Origin of the sequence: Desulfuribacillus alkaliarsenatis (assembly GCF_001730225.1) — a bacterium.
GTDB lineage: Bacteria > Bacillota > Bacilli > Desulfuribacillales > Desulfuribacillaceae > Desulfuribacillus > Desulfuribacillus alkaliarsenatis.
Map to the genome: position 1 here is coordinate 152,304 of NZ_MIJE01000034.1, position 16,568 is coordinate 168,871.

General features: G+C 38.3%; 14 protein-coding genes, 1 tRNA gene and 1 rRNA gene. 13 read left to right on the forward strand and 3 right to left on the reverse strand.

Annotated features, from left to right (window positions below; genetic code table 11):
* The first annotated feature begins 340 nt into the window (after window positions 1-340).
* The 8 genes from fdnG (at window position 341) to mntA (ending at window position 9,457) form a co-directional block, all read left to right on the forward strand.
* On the forward strand, window positions 341-3,346 hold the full coding sequence (gene fdnG / locus BHF68_RS13580) for a formate dehydrogenase-N subunit alpha (RefSeq protein WP_141706298.1): 3,006 nt from the start codon (window positions 341-343) through the stop codon (window positions 3,344-3,346).
* A gap of 1 nt (window position 3,347) precedes the next feature.
* On the forward strand, window positions 3,348-4,181 hold the full coding sequence (locus tag BHF68_RS13585; protein ID WP_069644213.1) for a 4Fe-4S dicluster domain-containing protein: 834 nt from the start codon (window positions 3,348-3,350) through the stop codon (window positions 4,179-4,181).
* Window positions 4,150-4,809, forward strand: coding sequence for a formate dehydrogenase subunit gamma (locus tag BHF68_RS13590; protein ID WP_069644214.1), 660 nt, complete (start codon window positions 4,150-4,152; stop codon window positions 4,807-4,809). The genes BHF68_RS13585 and BHF68_RS13590 overlap by 32 nt, the downstream gene beginning before the upstream one ends.
* A 199-nt stretch (window positions 4,810-5,008) precedes the next feature.
* Window positions 5,009-5,842 (forward strand): formate dehydrogenase accessory protein FdhE, encoded by an 834-nt coding sequence (locus BHF68_RS13595; RefSeq protein ID WP_069644215.1) that lies wholly within the window; start codon window positions 5,009-5,011, stop codon window positions 5,840-5,842.
* 246 nt (window positions 5,843-6,088) lie between these two features.
* Entirely contained in the window at window positions 6,089-7,939 is a 1,851-nt protein-coding gene (gene asnB, locus BHF68_RS13600; RefSeq protein WP_069644216.1) for an asparagine synthase (glutamine-hydrolyzing), read from the forward strand.
* 255 nt (window positions 7,940-8,194) lie between these two features.
* Window positions 8,195-8,413, forward strand: a complete 219-nt coding sequence (locus BHF68_RS13605) for a hypothetical protein (RefSeq protein ID WP_069644217.1) — start codon at window positions 8,195-8,197, stop codon at window positions 8,411-8,413.
* A gap of 168 nt (window positions 8,414-8,581) precedes the next feature.
* On the forward strand, window positions 8,582-8,998 hold the full coding sequence (gene hepT, locus BHF68_RS13610) for a type VII toxin-antitoxin system HepT family RNase toxin (protein ID WP_069644218.1): 417 nt from the start codon (window positions 8,582-8,584) through the stop codon (window positions 8,996-8,998).
* Between the two features lie 72 nt (window positions 8,999-9,070).
* Entirely contained in the window at window positions 9,071-9,457 is a 387-nt protein-coding gene (gene mntA, locus BHF68_RS13615) for a type VII toxin-antitoxin system MntA family adenylyltransferase antitoxin (protein ID WP_069644219.1), read from the forward strand.
* Between the two features lie 214 nt (window positions 9,458-9,671).
* Here mntA and BHF68_RS13620 read toward each other — a convergent pair whose 3' ends face one another.
* The 3 genes from BHF68_RS13620 to BHF68_RS13630 form a co-directional block, all read right to left on the reverse strand.
* On the reverse strand, window positions 9,672-10,007 hold the full coding sequence (locus tag BHF68_RS13620) for a type II toxin-antitoxin system HicB family antitoxin (protein WP_069644220.1): 336 nt from the start codon (window positions 10,005-10,007) through the stop codon (window positions 9,672-9,674).
* Complete coding sequence (locus BHF68_RS13625; RefSeq protein ID WP_069644221.1) at window positions 10,000-10,263, reverse strand: type II toxin-antitoxin system HicA family toxin; 264 nt, start codon at window positions 10,261-10,263, stop codon at window positions 10,000-10,002. The genes BHF68_RS13620 and BHF68_RS13625 overlap by 8 nt, the downstream gene beginning before the upstream one ends.
* A gap of 254 nt (window positions 10,264-10,517) precedes the next feature.
* Window positions 10,518-10,613: transfer RNA gene (locus BHF68_RS13630), tRNA-Sec, on the reverse strand.
* A gap of 144 nt (window positions 10,614-10,757) precedes the next feature.
* Between BHF68_RS13630 and BHF68_RS13635 the strand changes: the two genes are divergently transcribed.
* The 5 genes from BHF68_RS13635 to BHF68_RS13655 form a co-directional block, all read left to right on the forward strand.
* The gene (locus BHF68_RS13635) at window positions 10,758-11,687 is read left to right on the forward strand and encodes a stalk domain-containing protein (RefSeq protein ID WP_069644222.1); all 930 of its coding nucleotides are present in this window, start codon (window positions 10,758-10,760) and stop codon (window positions 11,685-11,687) included.
* Entirely contained in the window at window positions 11,684-13,081 is a 1,398-nt protein-coding gene (gene selA / locus BHF68_RS13640) for an L-seryl-tRNA(Sec) selenium transferase (RefSeq protein ID WP_069644223.1), read from the forward strand. Before BHF68_RS13635 ends, selA begins: the two co-directional genes overlap by 4 nt.
* 2 nt (window positions 13,082-13,083) lie before the next feature.
* Window positions 13,084-14,133 (forward strand): selenide, water dikinase SelD, encoded by a 1,050-nt coding sequence (gene selD / locus BHF68_RS13645; RefSeq protein WP_084019474.1) that lies wholly within the window; start codon window positions 13,084-13,086, stop codon window positions 14,131-14,133.
* A 53-nt stretch (window positions 14,134-14,186) separates the two neighbouring features.
* Window positions 14,187-15,773 carry a hypothetical protein gene (locus BHF68_RS13650; protein WP_069644225.1) on the forward strand — a complete coding sequence of 529 codons (1,587 nt, stop codon included), beginning with the start codon at window positions 14,187-14,189 and terminating at the stop codon, window positions 15,771-15,773.
* 338 nt (window positions 15,774-16,111) lie between these two features.
* Window positions 16,112-16,568 (forward strand): 16S ribosomal RNA (locus BHF68_RS13655); the annotation flags it as partial.

Sequence of the window (16,568 nt, forward strand, 5' to 3'; positions counted from 1 at the left end):
CGTTTTTGGAAACTAAATACTATTGACTTACGCTAATTTCATGAAAGATATTGTATTTTTTGTGAAGTTATATTATTATCGTATTACTAGTACTTTTTATAGTTATATTCCTATTATTAGTTTAGATTTATTATCGGAGAGTTTATCCAAGGGTCAGGAATATATTAAGTCTGTTTCTAGTAAATATAGTAATGATATATCCTTTTACTAGACTTAGTATAATCTCAGACTCTATCTAGTTTTATAACTCTAGAGAAGGGGGACTGCTCTTACGCTAATGATTAGGGGATCAAAGTTTTTAGTCTAAAGTTTCAAAGAATAGAAAGGAGAGGACTAATTGATGAAGTTATCAAGACGTAATCTGTTGAAGCTAGCTGGTGCTGGTACAACAGCGGCTATGGTTGCTAACTTAGGCTTTAATGTTTCTAAGGTTTCAGCCGATAGCGCAACGTTAAGAACGAAATTTGCAAGAGAATATCCTTCGATTTGCTGTTTCTGTTCTGGAGGGTGCGGTATTATCGCACAAGTTGTTAATGGGGAATTAGTATTTACTGAGGGGGATCCTGACAATCCGTCAAACCGCGGTACAAACTGTTCTAAAGGTGCTGCAGTATCCCAAACTCACAAGAACGATGAGCGTGTAACGAAGGTATTATATCGTGCACCAGGTTCAGAGGTATGGGAAGTTCAAACATGGGAATGGGCAATTAATAGAATTGCTGATAACATCAAGAGAACTAGAGATGAAAGCTTTGAGCTTCGCGACGCACAAGGTAGGATGGTTAGTCGTACAGAGGCTATTGCAAGTTTAGGAAGTTCTATTATAAATAATGAGGATTTATATCTAATTTCTAAGTTAATGCGCGTTATAGGTGTTACCTATCTCGAGCATCAGGCTCGTATTTGACATAGTTCTACGGTCGCCGGTCTGGGGGCCACGTATGGTAGAGGAGCTATGACAAACCACTGGCAAGACATGAAAAACACTGATGTTGCACTAATTTGTGGTAGTAATGCTGCAGAGAACCATCCAGTATCATTTTCATGGTTAACTGAAGCAAGGGAAAAGCGCGGTGCTAAGATTATTCACGTTGACCCACGCTTTACAAGAACATCAGCAAGATCAGACTTATACTGTCCAATTCGAAGTGGATCTAACCTTATATTCTATAGCGGTATGATTAACTACATTTTAGAAAACGACAGAATGCATAGAGACTATGTGTTGCATTATACAAACGCAACATTTGTAATTAAAGAAGGATTTGCTTTCGATGATGTAACTGGTTTATTTACTGGTTATGATGAAGCTGTAGGAAGATATACTGATCGTTCTACATGGGATTATGAGCGTGACGAAGATGGTAACTATGTAAGAGATATGACATTAAACCATCCGCGTTCAGTATACCAAATCATGAAAAATCACTATTCTCGCTATACTTTAGAGAAGACTGCTGCAGCAGCGGGTGCTCCAGTTGATAAGCTTGAGCAGGTTTATGAGCTATTTACATCTACAGGAGAAACTGGTAAAGCAGGTTCAATTCTTTATGCTATGGGTCAAACACAGTTTACTTCAGGGGCACAAAACGTACGTGCACTTGGTTTGATTCAGTTATTATTAGGTAACTTAGGAATTCCAGGCGGAGGAACACAGGCACTTCGTGGTCACTCAAACGTACAGGGTTCAACAGACATGGCGTGCCTATTCCATATTTTACCTGGATATCTTCCAGCTCCTAATGAGAGCTTAGCGACGTTAGAAGCATATAATGCAACAACTCCTGCGGCACCTGCATGGTGGTCGAACCGTCCTAAATACATTGCTAGTTTATTAAAGGCATGGTGGGGTGACTCAGCACAAGCAGATAATGACTTCCATTATGGATGGCTGCCAAAAGGTAAAGCTGGGAAAGATTATTCGCATATTTCAGTGTTTGAAGGTATGCATGCTGAAGAAGTTAAAGGGCTTATCAGCTGGGGTCAAAACCCTGTAGTTGCAGGACCTCACTACAACTTCAGTACAAAAGCAATGGAAAACCTTGATTGGTTAGTTGTTTTAGATCCATTTGAGAATGAAACAGCGGCATTCTGGAAGCGTCCAGGTGCAAACCCTAGAGACATCCAAACAGAGGTATTCCTATTACCTCCAACTACCTTCTTAGAGAAGGAAGGTTCAGTAACTCACAGTGGACGTCTAATGCAGTATCGTTGGAAGGCTGTTGAAGGACCTGGTGATGTTAAGCAAGAATCTTACATTCTTGATCGCTTAGCTAAGCGCTTAAAAGCTTTATATGCTAGTAGTACAAGACCAGAAGATGAGCCAATTAAAGCGTTTACTTGGAATTATCCTGACCCAGCAGTAGATCATAGAGCATTTATTGATGCTGTTACTAGAGAAATTAGTGGTAGAAATCTAACTACTGGTTTACAGGTTAACCTGTTTACAGAACTACAAGATGATGGTACAACAGATTGTGGTAACTGGATTTACTCTGGTTGCTATACTGAAGCTCTTGGAAACCGCTCGCAAAGACGTGGAGTAGATGATCCAGGAGGCTGGGGTGCATACCTTGATTGGGGATTTGCATGGCCAGCAAACCGTCGTATTCTTTACAACCGTGCATCAGTTGATCCAAACGGTAGACCATGGTCAGAAGATCGTGAATACATGAGATGGAGTGCAAGCACTGGCTGGAGTGGATATGATGTTGTTGATGGTGGTGCTCCACTTAGAGCGGAAGATGGAAGCATTAATGCTCCATTCATCATGCTTACAGAGCAAGTAGGTCGCCTATTCGCAATCGGCGGATTGAATGATGGACCACTTCCAGAGCACTATGAGCCGTGGGAGAGCCCAACAGAAAACGTATTCAATGGTAGACAGACAAATCCTGCACACTATAAAGGTGCTGTTGGTAGCTCGGATGAATATAGAAGTAATCCTAGTGAATATCCAATAATCTGTTCTACATGGCGTGTATGTGAGCACTGGCATTCAGGTGCAACAAGCCGTCATATGCCATGGTTAGCTGAGTTAATGCCTGCTTCATTCGTTGAAATGAGCGAAGATTTAGCTGCTGAAAAAGGTATTGTGAATGGTGAAACAGTTGAAATAGTTAATGCTCGTGGATCAATTAAAGCTGTAGCAATGGTTACACCTCGTAATGCTGACTTTAACATTAATGGTAATAAGACGTATCAGGTCGGTTTAACATGGCACTTTGGTTTCAAAGGACTTGTTACTGGTGACGTTGCAAATGCACTTACACCACATGTTGGTGACGCCAATACTTCGATACCAGAGTACAAAGCATTCCTGGTTGATGTAAGGAAGGTGAGATAATATGACAAGAATGGCGAGATTAATCGATATCACTAGATGTACAGCTTGTAGAGGTTGCCAGGTTGCTTGTAAAAGCTGGAATCAACTAGAAGGAGAAATTGGTGAATTCACTGGTTCGTATCAGTCGCATCATGACAATTCTCCTGGTCGCTGGACAATGATTAAGTTCTACGAGCAGAAGAAAGCTACTGGTCTTGAGTGGCATTTCCGTAAGAACTGCTGCTTACACTGTGGTGATCCTGGTTGTATGAAGGCATGTCCAAACGATGCTATTAGAAAAGCTGACAATGGTGCAGTTATTCGCGTAGAAGAGAATTGTATCGGCTGTGGCTATTGTGTACCACATTGCCCATTCGGTATTCCTAAGATTGATGAAAAAGAAGAGAAGATGAAAAAATGTTCATTCTGCTATGACAGAATTTCAAACAATCTTCAACCTGCATGTGCTAAAACGTGTGTTCCTAAGGCGATTGTCTATGGAACTTGGGAAGATATGTCAAGGTTAGCTGATGAGCGTGTAGTTCAAGCTAGAAACTTGTATCCAAATGCAAGAATTTATGGTAAGGATGAGCTTGGTGGATTAGGTGCTATTTATATCTTACCTGACTCTCCAGATCAGTTTGACTTACCAGTAAATCCAACATTACACCCGACATTAGGACTTTGGAAAGACCTAGTTCATCCGTTTGGAAACTTTATGGTAGGTGCAGCTTTAGCGGCTACAGGACTAGCGTTCTTGTTCTCACGCCGTAAGGTTGTAGGATTGAAGGAAAGTGCTAAGTTGGAAGAAGGAGGCTACTACGATGAGCAAACAAAAAATGATCGTGCGCTTTAGTCCAGTCGTTCGTATTACACACTGGATGTATGCAATCAGTTTCATCATCCTAGCGATTACTGGATACATGCTATTCGGTACAAAGCTAGACTGGATGGCACCGTTATTTGGTGGTATTGAAGGAGCTATGATTGTTCACCGTGTGGCAGCTGTTTTCCTTGTTAGTTCAATTGTAATATCATTACTAATGCGTCCAAAAGAGATGTTAACTTGGTTTAAAGATTGCTTTACATTTACAAAAAATGACTTTGGTTTCTTAGCTACATTCCCTCATAAGTTCATGGGAATTAAGAAAGAAATTCCACCACAAGGATTCTATAACGGTGGAGAAAAAGTTAACTCTTTAATTCAAATTTTCTCTGGAGCAATCCTAATAGTAACAGGTTTCATTATGTGGTTCAGTGATTCATTTAGTGCAGGATTACTAATGTGGGCAATTCCATTGCATGCATTGTTCTTTGCAGTAGCTACTGCTGGAGCTATTGGTCACATCTGGTTAGCATTATTAAACCCAATCTCTAACGAATCGCTTGGAGCTATGACTCATGGTAAAGTATCTGAGAAATACATGATTGAAAACCATGAGCAATGGTACAACGATGTTTATAAAGCTGGAAAAAGTCAATAATAGACTATAAGGCTTCAAAGTAAATATTATATTTAAGAATTACAAATGGGGCTAGATTATCTAGTCCCATTTGTTACATTCTATACAAATAAAGTATTAAGCTTAATTTAAAATAATATTGGACTTATATATAAAAATGATTTTACCTATAATTTGCTATAGGTTATAATAGTAGCAAACAATAGAAAGGGGAAGCACCTTGAATAAAAACAAAAATATTCCTAAGCCTCCAGAGGAAATGGTTGCTTACTATAAAAATCTTGATGAGTTTGTTAGTAATCAAACAAAGAACCTAAAGTTAGTAACAATTAACAAAGTAGAAGGAATCGAGGAATTCCTAAAGAAAATTGGCAAAGAGAGTTCACTGCTTGAAGAAGGCTATGTTCCAATGGATAGTGAACAGGTAGCAAAAAACTTTAATAAACTTGTGGAATTACTTGAAGCAAGTACACCTGAGAATCAACTAGCTAACTCTATAAAGAAGCTAATTGATGAAGATGTTTTCAATCAGAAATTCTGGGATAAACCAATAGAAGAAGTTGAGGAAAGTGTAATTAAGCTTGCTGAAGAAAAAGAGCTTGATGTGCATTCGCTATTGCGTCTCTCTTACTGGGCAATGAGTCCATATTGGCGTGCAGTAGCTAGTGATAATAAAGAAAAAATTACTGATCTGCCTGTAAACTCGAGACCAACATGTCCTGTGTGTGGACAGTTTGCAGACTTTGCTGTACTTGATGAAGACAAGCATGGCAAAAGATATTTAATATGCATACAATGCGATGTTAAATGGCCATACAAGCGTATGGGCTGTAGCTACTGTGGCAATGATGATTATGATAAGCTTGGATACATTGTTTTAGAAGATGTCGAGGGATATAAAATATATCACTGTGAGGAATGTAAGACCTATCTTAAGACTTTTGATCAAAGGGCAGATGTGCCAAGATTGTCAAATAATCAATTGATGGAAAATGTAGAAACACTATTTTTAGATCTTTTAGCAGCAGAAAAAGGCTATTCGCCAATGAAATAGTTAGACGAAATGATTACGATTTCAAATATAATAATACAGAAATAAACCCTTTCTTTTGTCGTGGAAGGGTTTTTGTATTATTTATGCTAGGACTAGCAACCTAATACAGCTATTGCATACCATAAATATAAGCTCCTTTGATTGAGAAAAATTATCATATGACTTTATGACATTATCATAATCATGTCGAGCAAGTGATAGTTTATCGATATCTAGGAAGTTGATTGATTAAGTGGGGGTTTTACTATGTGTGGAATAGCAGGTTGGATTCATTACCAAATGAATCTCGCTGATAATATAGATGTTGTGATAAATGCAATGGGGGAGACATTAATCCCTCGAGGACCTGATGCGAAAGGGAGCTGGGTCTCAGCCCATGCTGCGTTTGCCCATCGGCGTCTAGTTGTTGTTGACCCTGTCGGTGGTGTTCAGCCTATGGTTAAAGAGCACCAAGGAGAAACCTTTGTCCTTATATACAACGGTGAGCTCTACAACACAGAAGATTTAAGAAATATCCTCGAAAACTGTGGTCATATATTTAAGGGACACTCAGATACTGAAGTGTTATTGACTGCATACATTCAGTGGGGAGAGCGCTGCGTAGAGTACTTCAATGGCATATTCGCCTTTGCAATATGGCGCGAACGTAAGCAAACAGTATTTTTAGCTCGAGATCGTCTAGGGGTAAAACCATTATTTTATAGCCTTAAAGGTAATTCGCTTGTGTTTGCATCGGAGTTGAAATCACTGTTAAGTCATCCTGATGTAGAGCCAATAGTAGATCGTTCAGGACTTGCAGAAATAATAGCAATTGGTCCAGCAAGAACGCCTGGCCATGGGGTTTTCAAAAATGTTTATGAGCTAAAACCAGGGCACCTCATGCAGTTCAGTAGAGAAGGAGTACGGACACAGCAATATTGGGCACTAGAATCTAAAAAACATACGCACAGTTTTGAAGAAACAGTAATAAGGGTTAAGACAATATTTGAAGATGCAGTACGAAGGCAACTAGTATCTGATGTACCACTCTGTACACTTTTATCAGGCGGGCTAGACTCAAGTGCAATTACAGCATACGCCCACAGAGCGAGTGTTACTAACGGAATGGGTCCACTTCATACATTCTCAGTAGACTATGAAGATAATGACAAGCATTTTAAACCGAATGAATTTCAACCAAACTCAGATGAACATTTCATTAAACGTGTTAATGAATACCTAGGTAGTAAATCACACTATATACGAATCAAAAACGATAACTTAGTTGAATCGCTACAGAAAGCTGCACTGGCAAGGGACTTACCTGGAATGGCGGATATTGATGGCTCACTTATGCTTTTTAGTCATGAGATTAAAAAGCATGCTACTGTAGCGCTATCTGGGGAATGTGCAGATGAAGTTTTTGGTGGTTATCCTTGGTTTAAAAACCTAGATGATAGACCGCTAGAAATGTTCCCTTGGACCAGAAACCTGTCAGAAAGAATGACGGTTTTCTCGCAAGAAATCACAGACATAATAAAACCAGAGTCCTATATTAAACAGCGATTCCATGAGGCGATGGAGGAGGTGCCAAGGCTTGAAGGTGAGCAAGGGCATGACGAGCGTATAAGGGAGATGTTCTATATAAACCTAACCCGTTGGATGCCAACGCTTTTAGATCGCAAGGATCGCATGAGTATGGCAGAAGGATTAGAGATTCGTGTCCCTTTCTGTGACCATCGCTTAGTTGAGTACCTCTGGAATGTTCCGTGGGAAATGAAGTATTACAATCAAATTGAAAAAGGCTTGTTACGAAAAGCATTAGAGGGTGTGCTACCAGATGACGTTCTCTATCGCAAAAAAAGCCCTTATCCAAAAACTCACGACCCTGCGTATTTAGCAGCTATGAAGGAATGGGTAACAGAAATTATCAACACTCCAAACTCGCCTACTCATCAAATTATTAACTGTAAGAATATCAGATTACTCTTAAATTCAGTATCTCCAAGCTCAAATATGCCCTGGTTCGGCCAGTTAATGAATATGCCACAATTCTTGGCGTATATAGGGCAGCTAGATACATGGATGCGTAAATATAAAGTACAGCTACAACTGTAGCTAAGATAAAAAAGGCTCATTCCTGAGCCTTTTTTTATATAATCATAGGTGGGCAAGCACTCGTTAATCAGCATATTGATAACGTTAAGTATTTCAAAGATGCAAAAGATGCGGTAATCAGTCTCTCCTATCAGACTTGCAAACAGATTTACAAACAAGACTTGCAAATAGTATTAATTAGTATAGCTAAATCCATTTGCGGAAAATTAATTAAGAAGAGATGAATTAATATTACAATAAGTAGAGGTGAAAAAAATGGATTGGCAGGAATTAAACACATTAGGAGACCAGCTTCGTAGTATAGGTCATCGTAGAAGAGAGCTTGCAGAACAAATATATTCTGAAGTGCAAGAAGGAGATCAGCAAGAATCGCGTGAATTATATCAAGAGTTAAGTACCCTTAGTGACGCAGCAATTGATTTAATGAAGCAACAGAAAAAAATGTTTGAAGATAAGATTAATCATTTATCATAGTTTGAAATTACAAAAGACCAGTTCAAATCCTGGTCTTTTGTTCTATTTCGCAAACAAATTTTCTGCTTAATAAATACTTAGTATATAAAGAATGTAATAAAGAAGTTCTTGGTTAAATGTAGAATATTGGTAAAGGTATGCTATAATTGAACAAAGAGGGTGACAAAAGTGGTAAATAGCGAGTTAGTTAAAAGGAAAATAGCTTATATTGATGAATGCATTAAGAAAATTAATAAATATTCTAATTATACTTATCAGCAGTTTGCTCAGGATGATATTGTACAAGATGTCGTGGAGTATAACTTATTCCAAGCTATCAATCTTATGATAGATATTGCGCAACATGTTGTAACTGATGGGGATTTAGGTAAGCCAGAAAAACTGTCTGATGGATTTGAAATACTATTTGCAAAAAAATACATCACTGAGAGACAACTTTTTACTTACAAGAACATGGTTGGATTTCGCAACATAATAGCACACCAATATACAAGTTTAGACAAAAAAATAGTATATACAGCCATGAATGAAAAGGTTAAAGATATAAAGGAATTTGTCAGTTTTGTACTAGAGGATATCATATAATAACAACGCAGAACTGCAAGTAAACGCAAGAAATAGCAATTAAGAATTTGAGAACAGGAAGTAGGTGGTCATATGGTATGCGATTTAATAAAAAAGAAAATAGCTGAATATGACGCCGTCCAATTCGCTTTTATATTTGGCTCTTATGCGATCAATAAGCAATGTGAGGACAGCGACTTAGATGTTGCAATTATGTTAGATAAGCCGTTAGTAGATTTGGAAGATTATTTAAAAATGAAAATGGAGCTAACTGAGTTGACTAAACTAGAGGTAGATTTAGTAGTACTTAACGATGCAGCACCGTTGCTAAAAAAAGAAGTGTTTCAAACAGGAATTCAAATCTATGCAAAATCTCAAACATTTGTTAATGAACAGCGCATCAAAGCTCTATTTGAATATGATGATATGGAGAAGTATTTAGAAGCTTCACATAGAGCACTTAAAGAAAAATACATCTAACGGTGAAAATTGCCTGAAAATTAACTAAAATGAAAATATCTATATAATAAGAGCCATACTACACTGAAAGTTATTCAGAGCAGCATGGCCTTTTCTTTTTATTACTGGTTTGGCGGGAGCGTGTGAGAATCGAACTCACCTGAGACCCTAAAGCCTCACGCACGGTTTTGAAGTTGCTCCCGTATTGCCCCCATATATTCTGTCACTTTTCTTACTAATTGGCCATACTATCTTTAATGGCTTTTTCTACAAACTGATTTAATGATATTCCTTTTGACTTAGCTAATAAATCAGCTTTCCGATGTGCCTCCGGTGATATTCTTACGTTGAAACTACCCTTATATGCTTTATCTGGAGTTTTGCCTAGTTCTTCACACATTTCTAGATAATCATCAACTGCTTCTTGAAATGCTTTTTTTAATTTAATGACAGTATCAGCCTCGAAGCTAATACTATCTTCAATTCCTAAAATTAGACCAAAAAATACTTCATCTGCATCACTATACTCAACCCTAGCATGATATCCTTTGTAAGATAGTAGATTATTCATCGTTATCACCTAACTTTTTTATTATTTTAATAACCTCTACTAACTGATATCTTTTTAAAATATTACCTGGATGTGGTTTGTGTAACCTAATTATCAGATTATGCTGTTGATTGTGAAAAGCAACCCTTGAACCTGATGTCTTGCCCTTAGTATGCTCAATAAATCCTAATGATTTCATTATCTTTTTAAGCTCGCTATAGGTGAAATCCTTTGGCAAACTGTAAAGCCTTTGCAAAAGCTTTTCTATTTTTGTCATTTGCTGCTCCCTATAAATTAATATTTTTACAGTCAAATTCAACAAGACATCATGCAACTATCTGGTAGTTGCTAACACACTATTAATGTATACCAAATTGATTTAAAAGTCAATTAATGGGGGCAAATATTACCCGATATCAATAAATGATTTTATATAACACCTAATAATAAGTTGCAAGAATATAAATCTGTGTTTCTAAGTTTAACATTGTAAAATAGAGCATAAAAAAAAAACCTTGATATATCAAGGTTTGGCGGGAGCGTGTGGGAATCGAACCCACCTGAGACCCTAAAGCCTCACGCACGGTTTTGAAGACCGGGAGGGACACCAGTACCCTATCCGCCCCCACATGTCTAATTAATATATCATATTTTGTGCTAGTGAAACAAGCTGTAATTAATGTAAAAATCACAAATCCGTCATAAAAATATATTAACTGTATATGAATGTAGCAAAAGCTATTTAGTTTTATAGAGGGGAGGTGATAATTAATGAAGAACATAGTTCGGTATAGCTTTGCTATTATTGCCCTTATATTGATATTGACAGGAAATATTTATGCTAGTGAATACCAAGATCATAGAAATGAATGGGGGTTATTTTTAGAAGGAACTAATTTAAACCCTGATGTTGCTCCGATAGACAGTTCATCTGATCTTTTATTACCAATACGGTTTGTAGTAGAGGGGTTAGGTGGCGAAATCGAGTGGAAGCCGCACACGAAAGAGGTCATAGCGCATGTAAACGGGCAGGAATTATATATAATTTTTAATCATAAATCAGGAGCAGCACACTCTGTGAAAGTAAATGGCATGCAATTTAGCAGCAAACAGCACCCTTTACCTGTAATAAAATCTGGAAGGACTATGATAAATGTTGAACTTGTCGAACTTATAACTAAAACGAAGATTGCCCGTGTTGATGGTTTGCGATTGACTAATATTTATAAAGAACAGAAGCAGGAAGAGTTCCAGCTTGAACAATTAGCACTATGTGTTCATAAAGCTGATGAGTACCTTTTTCGAGTCTTTAAAGATAGAACACAACAGGATCGTAAACAATTGGAATCAAGATTAACAAGATACTATTCAAAAGCGATATCCGAGCAAATTATAGAGCATTACTACATTAAAAATGACGAAGGTTTTTATCAAGTGATACCAACGGATAGGCCAATTACGATAGCGCCTGCTAATAATATTGAATCAATAGAACTACAGAGCATTAAGAATTTAAATAATGAAGTTGGGTTAATGTTATATGTGAAAAGAAAGCCAACACTTTTTAGCACTTACAAAGTTCATTCGCAGTATGAGTTTCGCTTACAAAACCAACAATGGATAATAGTTGAAATTATACACCATTTAGTAGACAATAGAGACAGGACAAATGATGGTTATGGAGGCGCAATGAGACTATGAATGAAAAATATAGAATGCTGCCTGCGGTAGGTAAGCTATTACAACACCCTACTATTAAAGAGTGGCAAAAAGAATACCCTTTATCTAAGATATCCCAGGCAGCAGCAAAGCTGATAGACGAGATGCGAGATCGAATCGCCGAGCTGTTGCCTGAAGAATTTGAACAAGAGGCTGTTTTGAATAAGTTAAAAGCAAACCTAGATAATGAGCTTGAGCCTAACTTAAAACGCGTCATAAATGCAACTGGTGTAGTATTACACACTAATCTTGGACGAGCATTGTTATCTGAAGATGCTGTCAATATGGTTGCTCAAGTTGCCCGTTCTTATAATAATTTAGAATTGAATTTAGACACTGGTAAGCGTGGTTCGCGCTACTCCCATGTAGAAGAGCTTATATGTGAGCTTACGGGTGCTGAAGCAGCACTAGTTGTAAACAACAATGCGTCTGCCGTGCTGCTTGTCCTGAGAGAGCTAGGGAGCGGTGGCGAAGTTATTGTTTCCCGTGGTGAACTAGTTGAAATTGGTGGCTCATTTAGGGTGTCGGAAGTAATGAAGGAGAGTAAAGCACAGCTAGTAGAAGTGGGAACTACCAATAAGACGCACCTTTATGATTATGAGGACCATGTAACAGAGCATACTAAATTGCTAATGAAGGTACACACAAGTAATTATCGCATTGTCGGGTTTACGAAGAGTGTTGAATCCGAGGAATTAGTTTCGCTAGGTAGAAAAACTGACATACCTGTATACGAAGACTTAGGCAGTGGCATGCTCTATGATCTTAAGAGTATTGGTGTGGGCGATGAACCGACAGTACAAGAAGTCGTTAAAGCAGGGGTGGACGTAGTCTCTTTTAGTGGAGATAAACTTCTGGGTGGACCACAGGCTGGTATTATAGTAGGAAGAAAAAAATACATTGACCGTATTAAAAAGAACCAACTAAATCGAGCCTTGCGAGTGGACAAGTTTACAGTAGCGGCGTTACAGGCGACATTGCTACATTATGTTAAAGAGGAATACACTAAGATTCCAACCCTACGTATGATTATGGGAACGGAAGATAGTATGTTGGAAAAAGCCAATCTTTTAGCAGAACAGATAAAAGCAGTTAGTAATAGCATTGAAGTTGAAGTCCAGCCAGGTTTTTCGCAAATCGGTGGTGGAGCCTTACCTTTAGAGCAAATGCCTACTTATGTAGTGGCTTTATCCTTTGCTGATACGACAATTGCAAGGGCGGTTGAACTAATGCGTGAGGCGAGCTATCCAATAATGCCAAGGGTATCGAAGGAACAAATTCTACTTGATGTAAGAACAATTGCTGACGAAGAGTTTAGTGAGGTTGTTATCAGCATAAAAGAAATTATCGAAAAAACAACTACCAGAGAGGTGTAAGGATGACTACAGAAACAGTAAAACTAACTTCATTATCGACAAAAGCAGGCTGAGGCTGTAAAATCGGCCCTGCCGAACTGGCGCAAGTATTGTGTCATTTACCGCCAAATCTTGAAGATCCGAATTTGTTAGTAGGTATAGATTACTCTGATGATGCTGGAGTTTATCGACTAACGGACGAGCTTGCCTTAATACAAACCCTTGATTATTTCACTCCAGTAGTCGATGATCCTTATATGTTTGGACAAATTGCTGCAGCCAATGCACTTAGTGATGTTTATGCTATGGGCGGAAAACCAATAACAGCAATGAATATCGTAGGCTTTCAAGTTAAGAAAATAGGTGCCCATGTCTTAGCGGATATTCTCCGTGGCGGTGCAGATAAGGTTAGAGAAGCTGGAGCTGTTATTGTAGGCGGTCATTCTATCGATGATGCCGAGCCTAAGTATGGACTATCTGTTACGGGTATTTGTCATCCACAAAAGTACTGGGCTAATAAGGGCGCTAAAGTAGGCGATGTCGTAATCCTTACGAAGCCAATTGGCGTAGGTATCATTACGACTGCTATTAAGCGAAATCGTACATCTGACGAAGACGTGCAACGGGTAACGGAGGCAATGGCAACTTTAAATAAGATAGCTAGTGAGGTTCTGCAGCAGTATGAAATATCTGCGTGCACGGATATTACTGGATTTGGTCTACTAGGACATGCCTATGAGATGGCTAAAGCAAGCGATGTAGCCATAGAGATTACTGCTAAAGAAGTCCCAGTACTAGATAATACATTGATCTTCGCACGGGAAGGTATAGTACCAGGTGGAACAAAAGCAAATCATCAGTGGCTTGGTGAATGTGTTAAGTATGATGAACACATTACAATGGATATGCAATACACCTTATGTGACGCAATTACATCGGGCGGATTATTCGCTAGCTTGAATTCAGAAGATGCTGAGAGAGCAATAGAAGAACTACGCAAACAAAACATTGATGCCAAAATCATTGGTAAAGTAATAGAAAAAAGAGATGAGTTAAATATTTTTGTAAAATAAAAACAAGCACGCAAGGATAAGGGCAAACAAATAACACAATAAGGGGCAAACTTATGAATGAAATAGTTAAAGACATACTTGAGTTTTATGAAGTAACGCCCTCTGCATACTTGAACTGCTCAGCGTGTGGAAATGTTAAAGAAGCAAAACTGCAAAAGGCACCTGAGAAGTTACCGAAATCGACAATGCCGTGGGTGCTCTTTTACAAAGACTTATATATACTACCAAGCTTCGATTGCTGCGACAAAAAACAGTATCCAACCCACATACGCCTTAAAGCTGATGGGCATGGAAAAATAAATCCGTTAATTGACGAGATGTTATTTAGTGAGGAGCAGCTCTATAAGATAGGTACTATCAAAGTACCAGTTATAAGTGATGAGTTACTTAGTTATCCGATAACGAGATCATATGAAGAACAAATTGTCATCCAAAAGCAACTGGCCCAGCAAACACGTCTATTGGCTAGGAAGCAAGAGGAATTTTACAAGCATTGTTATTCGTACTTCTCAATACATTTTGATGAAATTATTCAAGAAATGGACGGGGAAGAGATACTAGATGTACTAGATGCTGTAATGAATACCTCATATGGAATTCACTTAAAATCCTTGAAAGCACCAGTAAAGGTAAATAAAAAGGATAAGAAAACTTATCTAAATTGGGTGAAAAAACAGATTCGTCAAATTGCTGAAAAGCATGATGACCAAGGCAAGCAAATGATTTTTTATTTGATAGTTAAATACTTTGTCGAGTGGGAGCTCATTCAAGGTATTTATTATTTACGTTGGAATGTTGGCAAGTATCAGAAGATGATTGGCAAAACATTACTACTATATATGGTAATGCAATTCCCTTTGACAAAACACTTTTCCTACTTGAGGGAAGAGGCACTATATAAATTAATTCCTAAGAAGAAAACCACCCAAAAAAGACACGAAGTAATGAATATAGTTCAAAATGATTTAAAAAAAGCAAATCAGAAAATTGAGAAGATGCAACAGACTATAGAACGTCAAAGAGAAACTATATTATTACTTGAAAGTAAGTTAGAAACTATTGAGTCAAAGAATAGCCAGCTTAATAAAGAGCTTCAATTAAAAGAAGAACAGCCAAACTTAATCACACAAACAAAAAAAATTAAAGGTCTTAAAGGTATTATCGAATCCCTGCGCTACGAGTTGCAAACATTACGTGATGAGGTGCAGGATAAAAAAGAAGATGGTCAAGTTACAACTGCGAGTGAGAGAAAGCTACAAAAAGATAGCACTAGTTGCCATCATTCAAGCCATTATTCGGGTTTGAAAGAAGTTAAAGGTTTGGATGCGACTGTACTTGACGATAAAACAGTCGGGATATTTGGAGATGTACAAATACAGACTGAGCAAATTGAGCCATATAAATGCACAGTATTAAACGCTAATTCAGCTCAGACCGTTGAAGGTATTTCTGTAATGAATAAAAGTGATGTGCTTGTCGTTCTAACTCAGCATATATCCCACGCATGTATGTGGGCTATTAAAGACTATGCTTCTGATAATCGCATACCCGTGATATTCTCGCGTCATACAAACACCATGATTATACTAGACCAAGTGTCGCAAACACTGGTAAAAGAGAAGGCGGAAGAGAATGATTAATAGTGTCTGTTTAGTGTAATATATTACCATGAATAAAAGCTTGCAATCTTGTTAACACATGTGGTATATTATTAAATGTCGCTCCGAACGAGCGGCATTTTAAATCTCATAAAGCAGTTGCTCAAAACTTTTTAAAAAAAGTTATTGACACAGACGAACAACCTGTGATATGATATAAAAGTCGCCAAAAACGACAACAAAGTTCCTTGAAAACTGTATAATGCAATCAAAACAACGTCAATTCGGATTCGCAAGAATCCAACAAAAAAAGTCAGTGACTTTTGAGCTTAAAATCGTTATCTTCTAGCCAAGGTAACGTTAAGGATATAAACAAACATTTATTGGAGAGTTTGATCCTGGCTCAGGACGAACGCTGGCGGCGTGCCTAATACATGCAAGTCGAGCGGACAGAGATGAGAGCTTGCTCTTATCAAAGTTAGCGGCGGACGGGTGAGTAACACGTGGGCAACCTGCCTGTAAGACTGGGATAACTTCGGGAAACCGAAGCTAATACCGGATAACTGTAGAGTGTGCATACACTTTATATAAAAGATGCTACGGCATCACTTACAGATGGGCCCGCGTCGCATTAGCTAGTTGGTGAGGTAACGGCTCACCAAGGCAACGATGCGTAGCCGACCTGAGAGGGTGATCGGCCACACTGGAACTGAGACACGGTCCAGACTCCTACGGGAGGCAGCAGTAGGGAATCTTCCGCAATGGGCGAAAGCCTGACGGAGCAACGCCGCGTGAGCGAAGAAGGTCTTCGGATTGTAAAGCTCTGTCTTTAAGGAA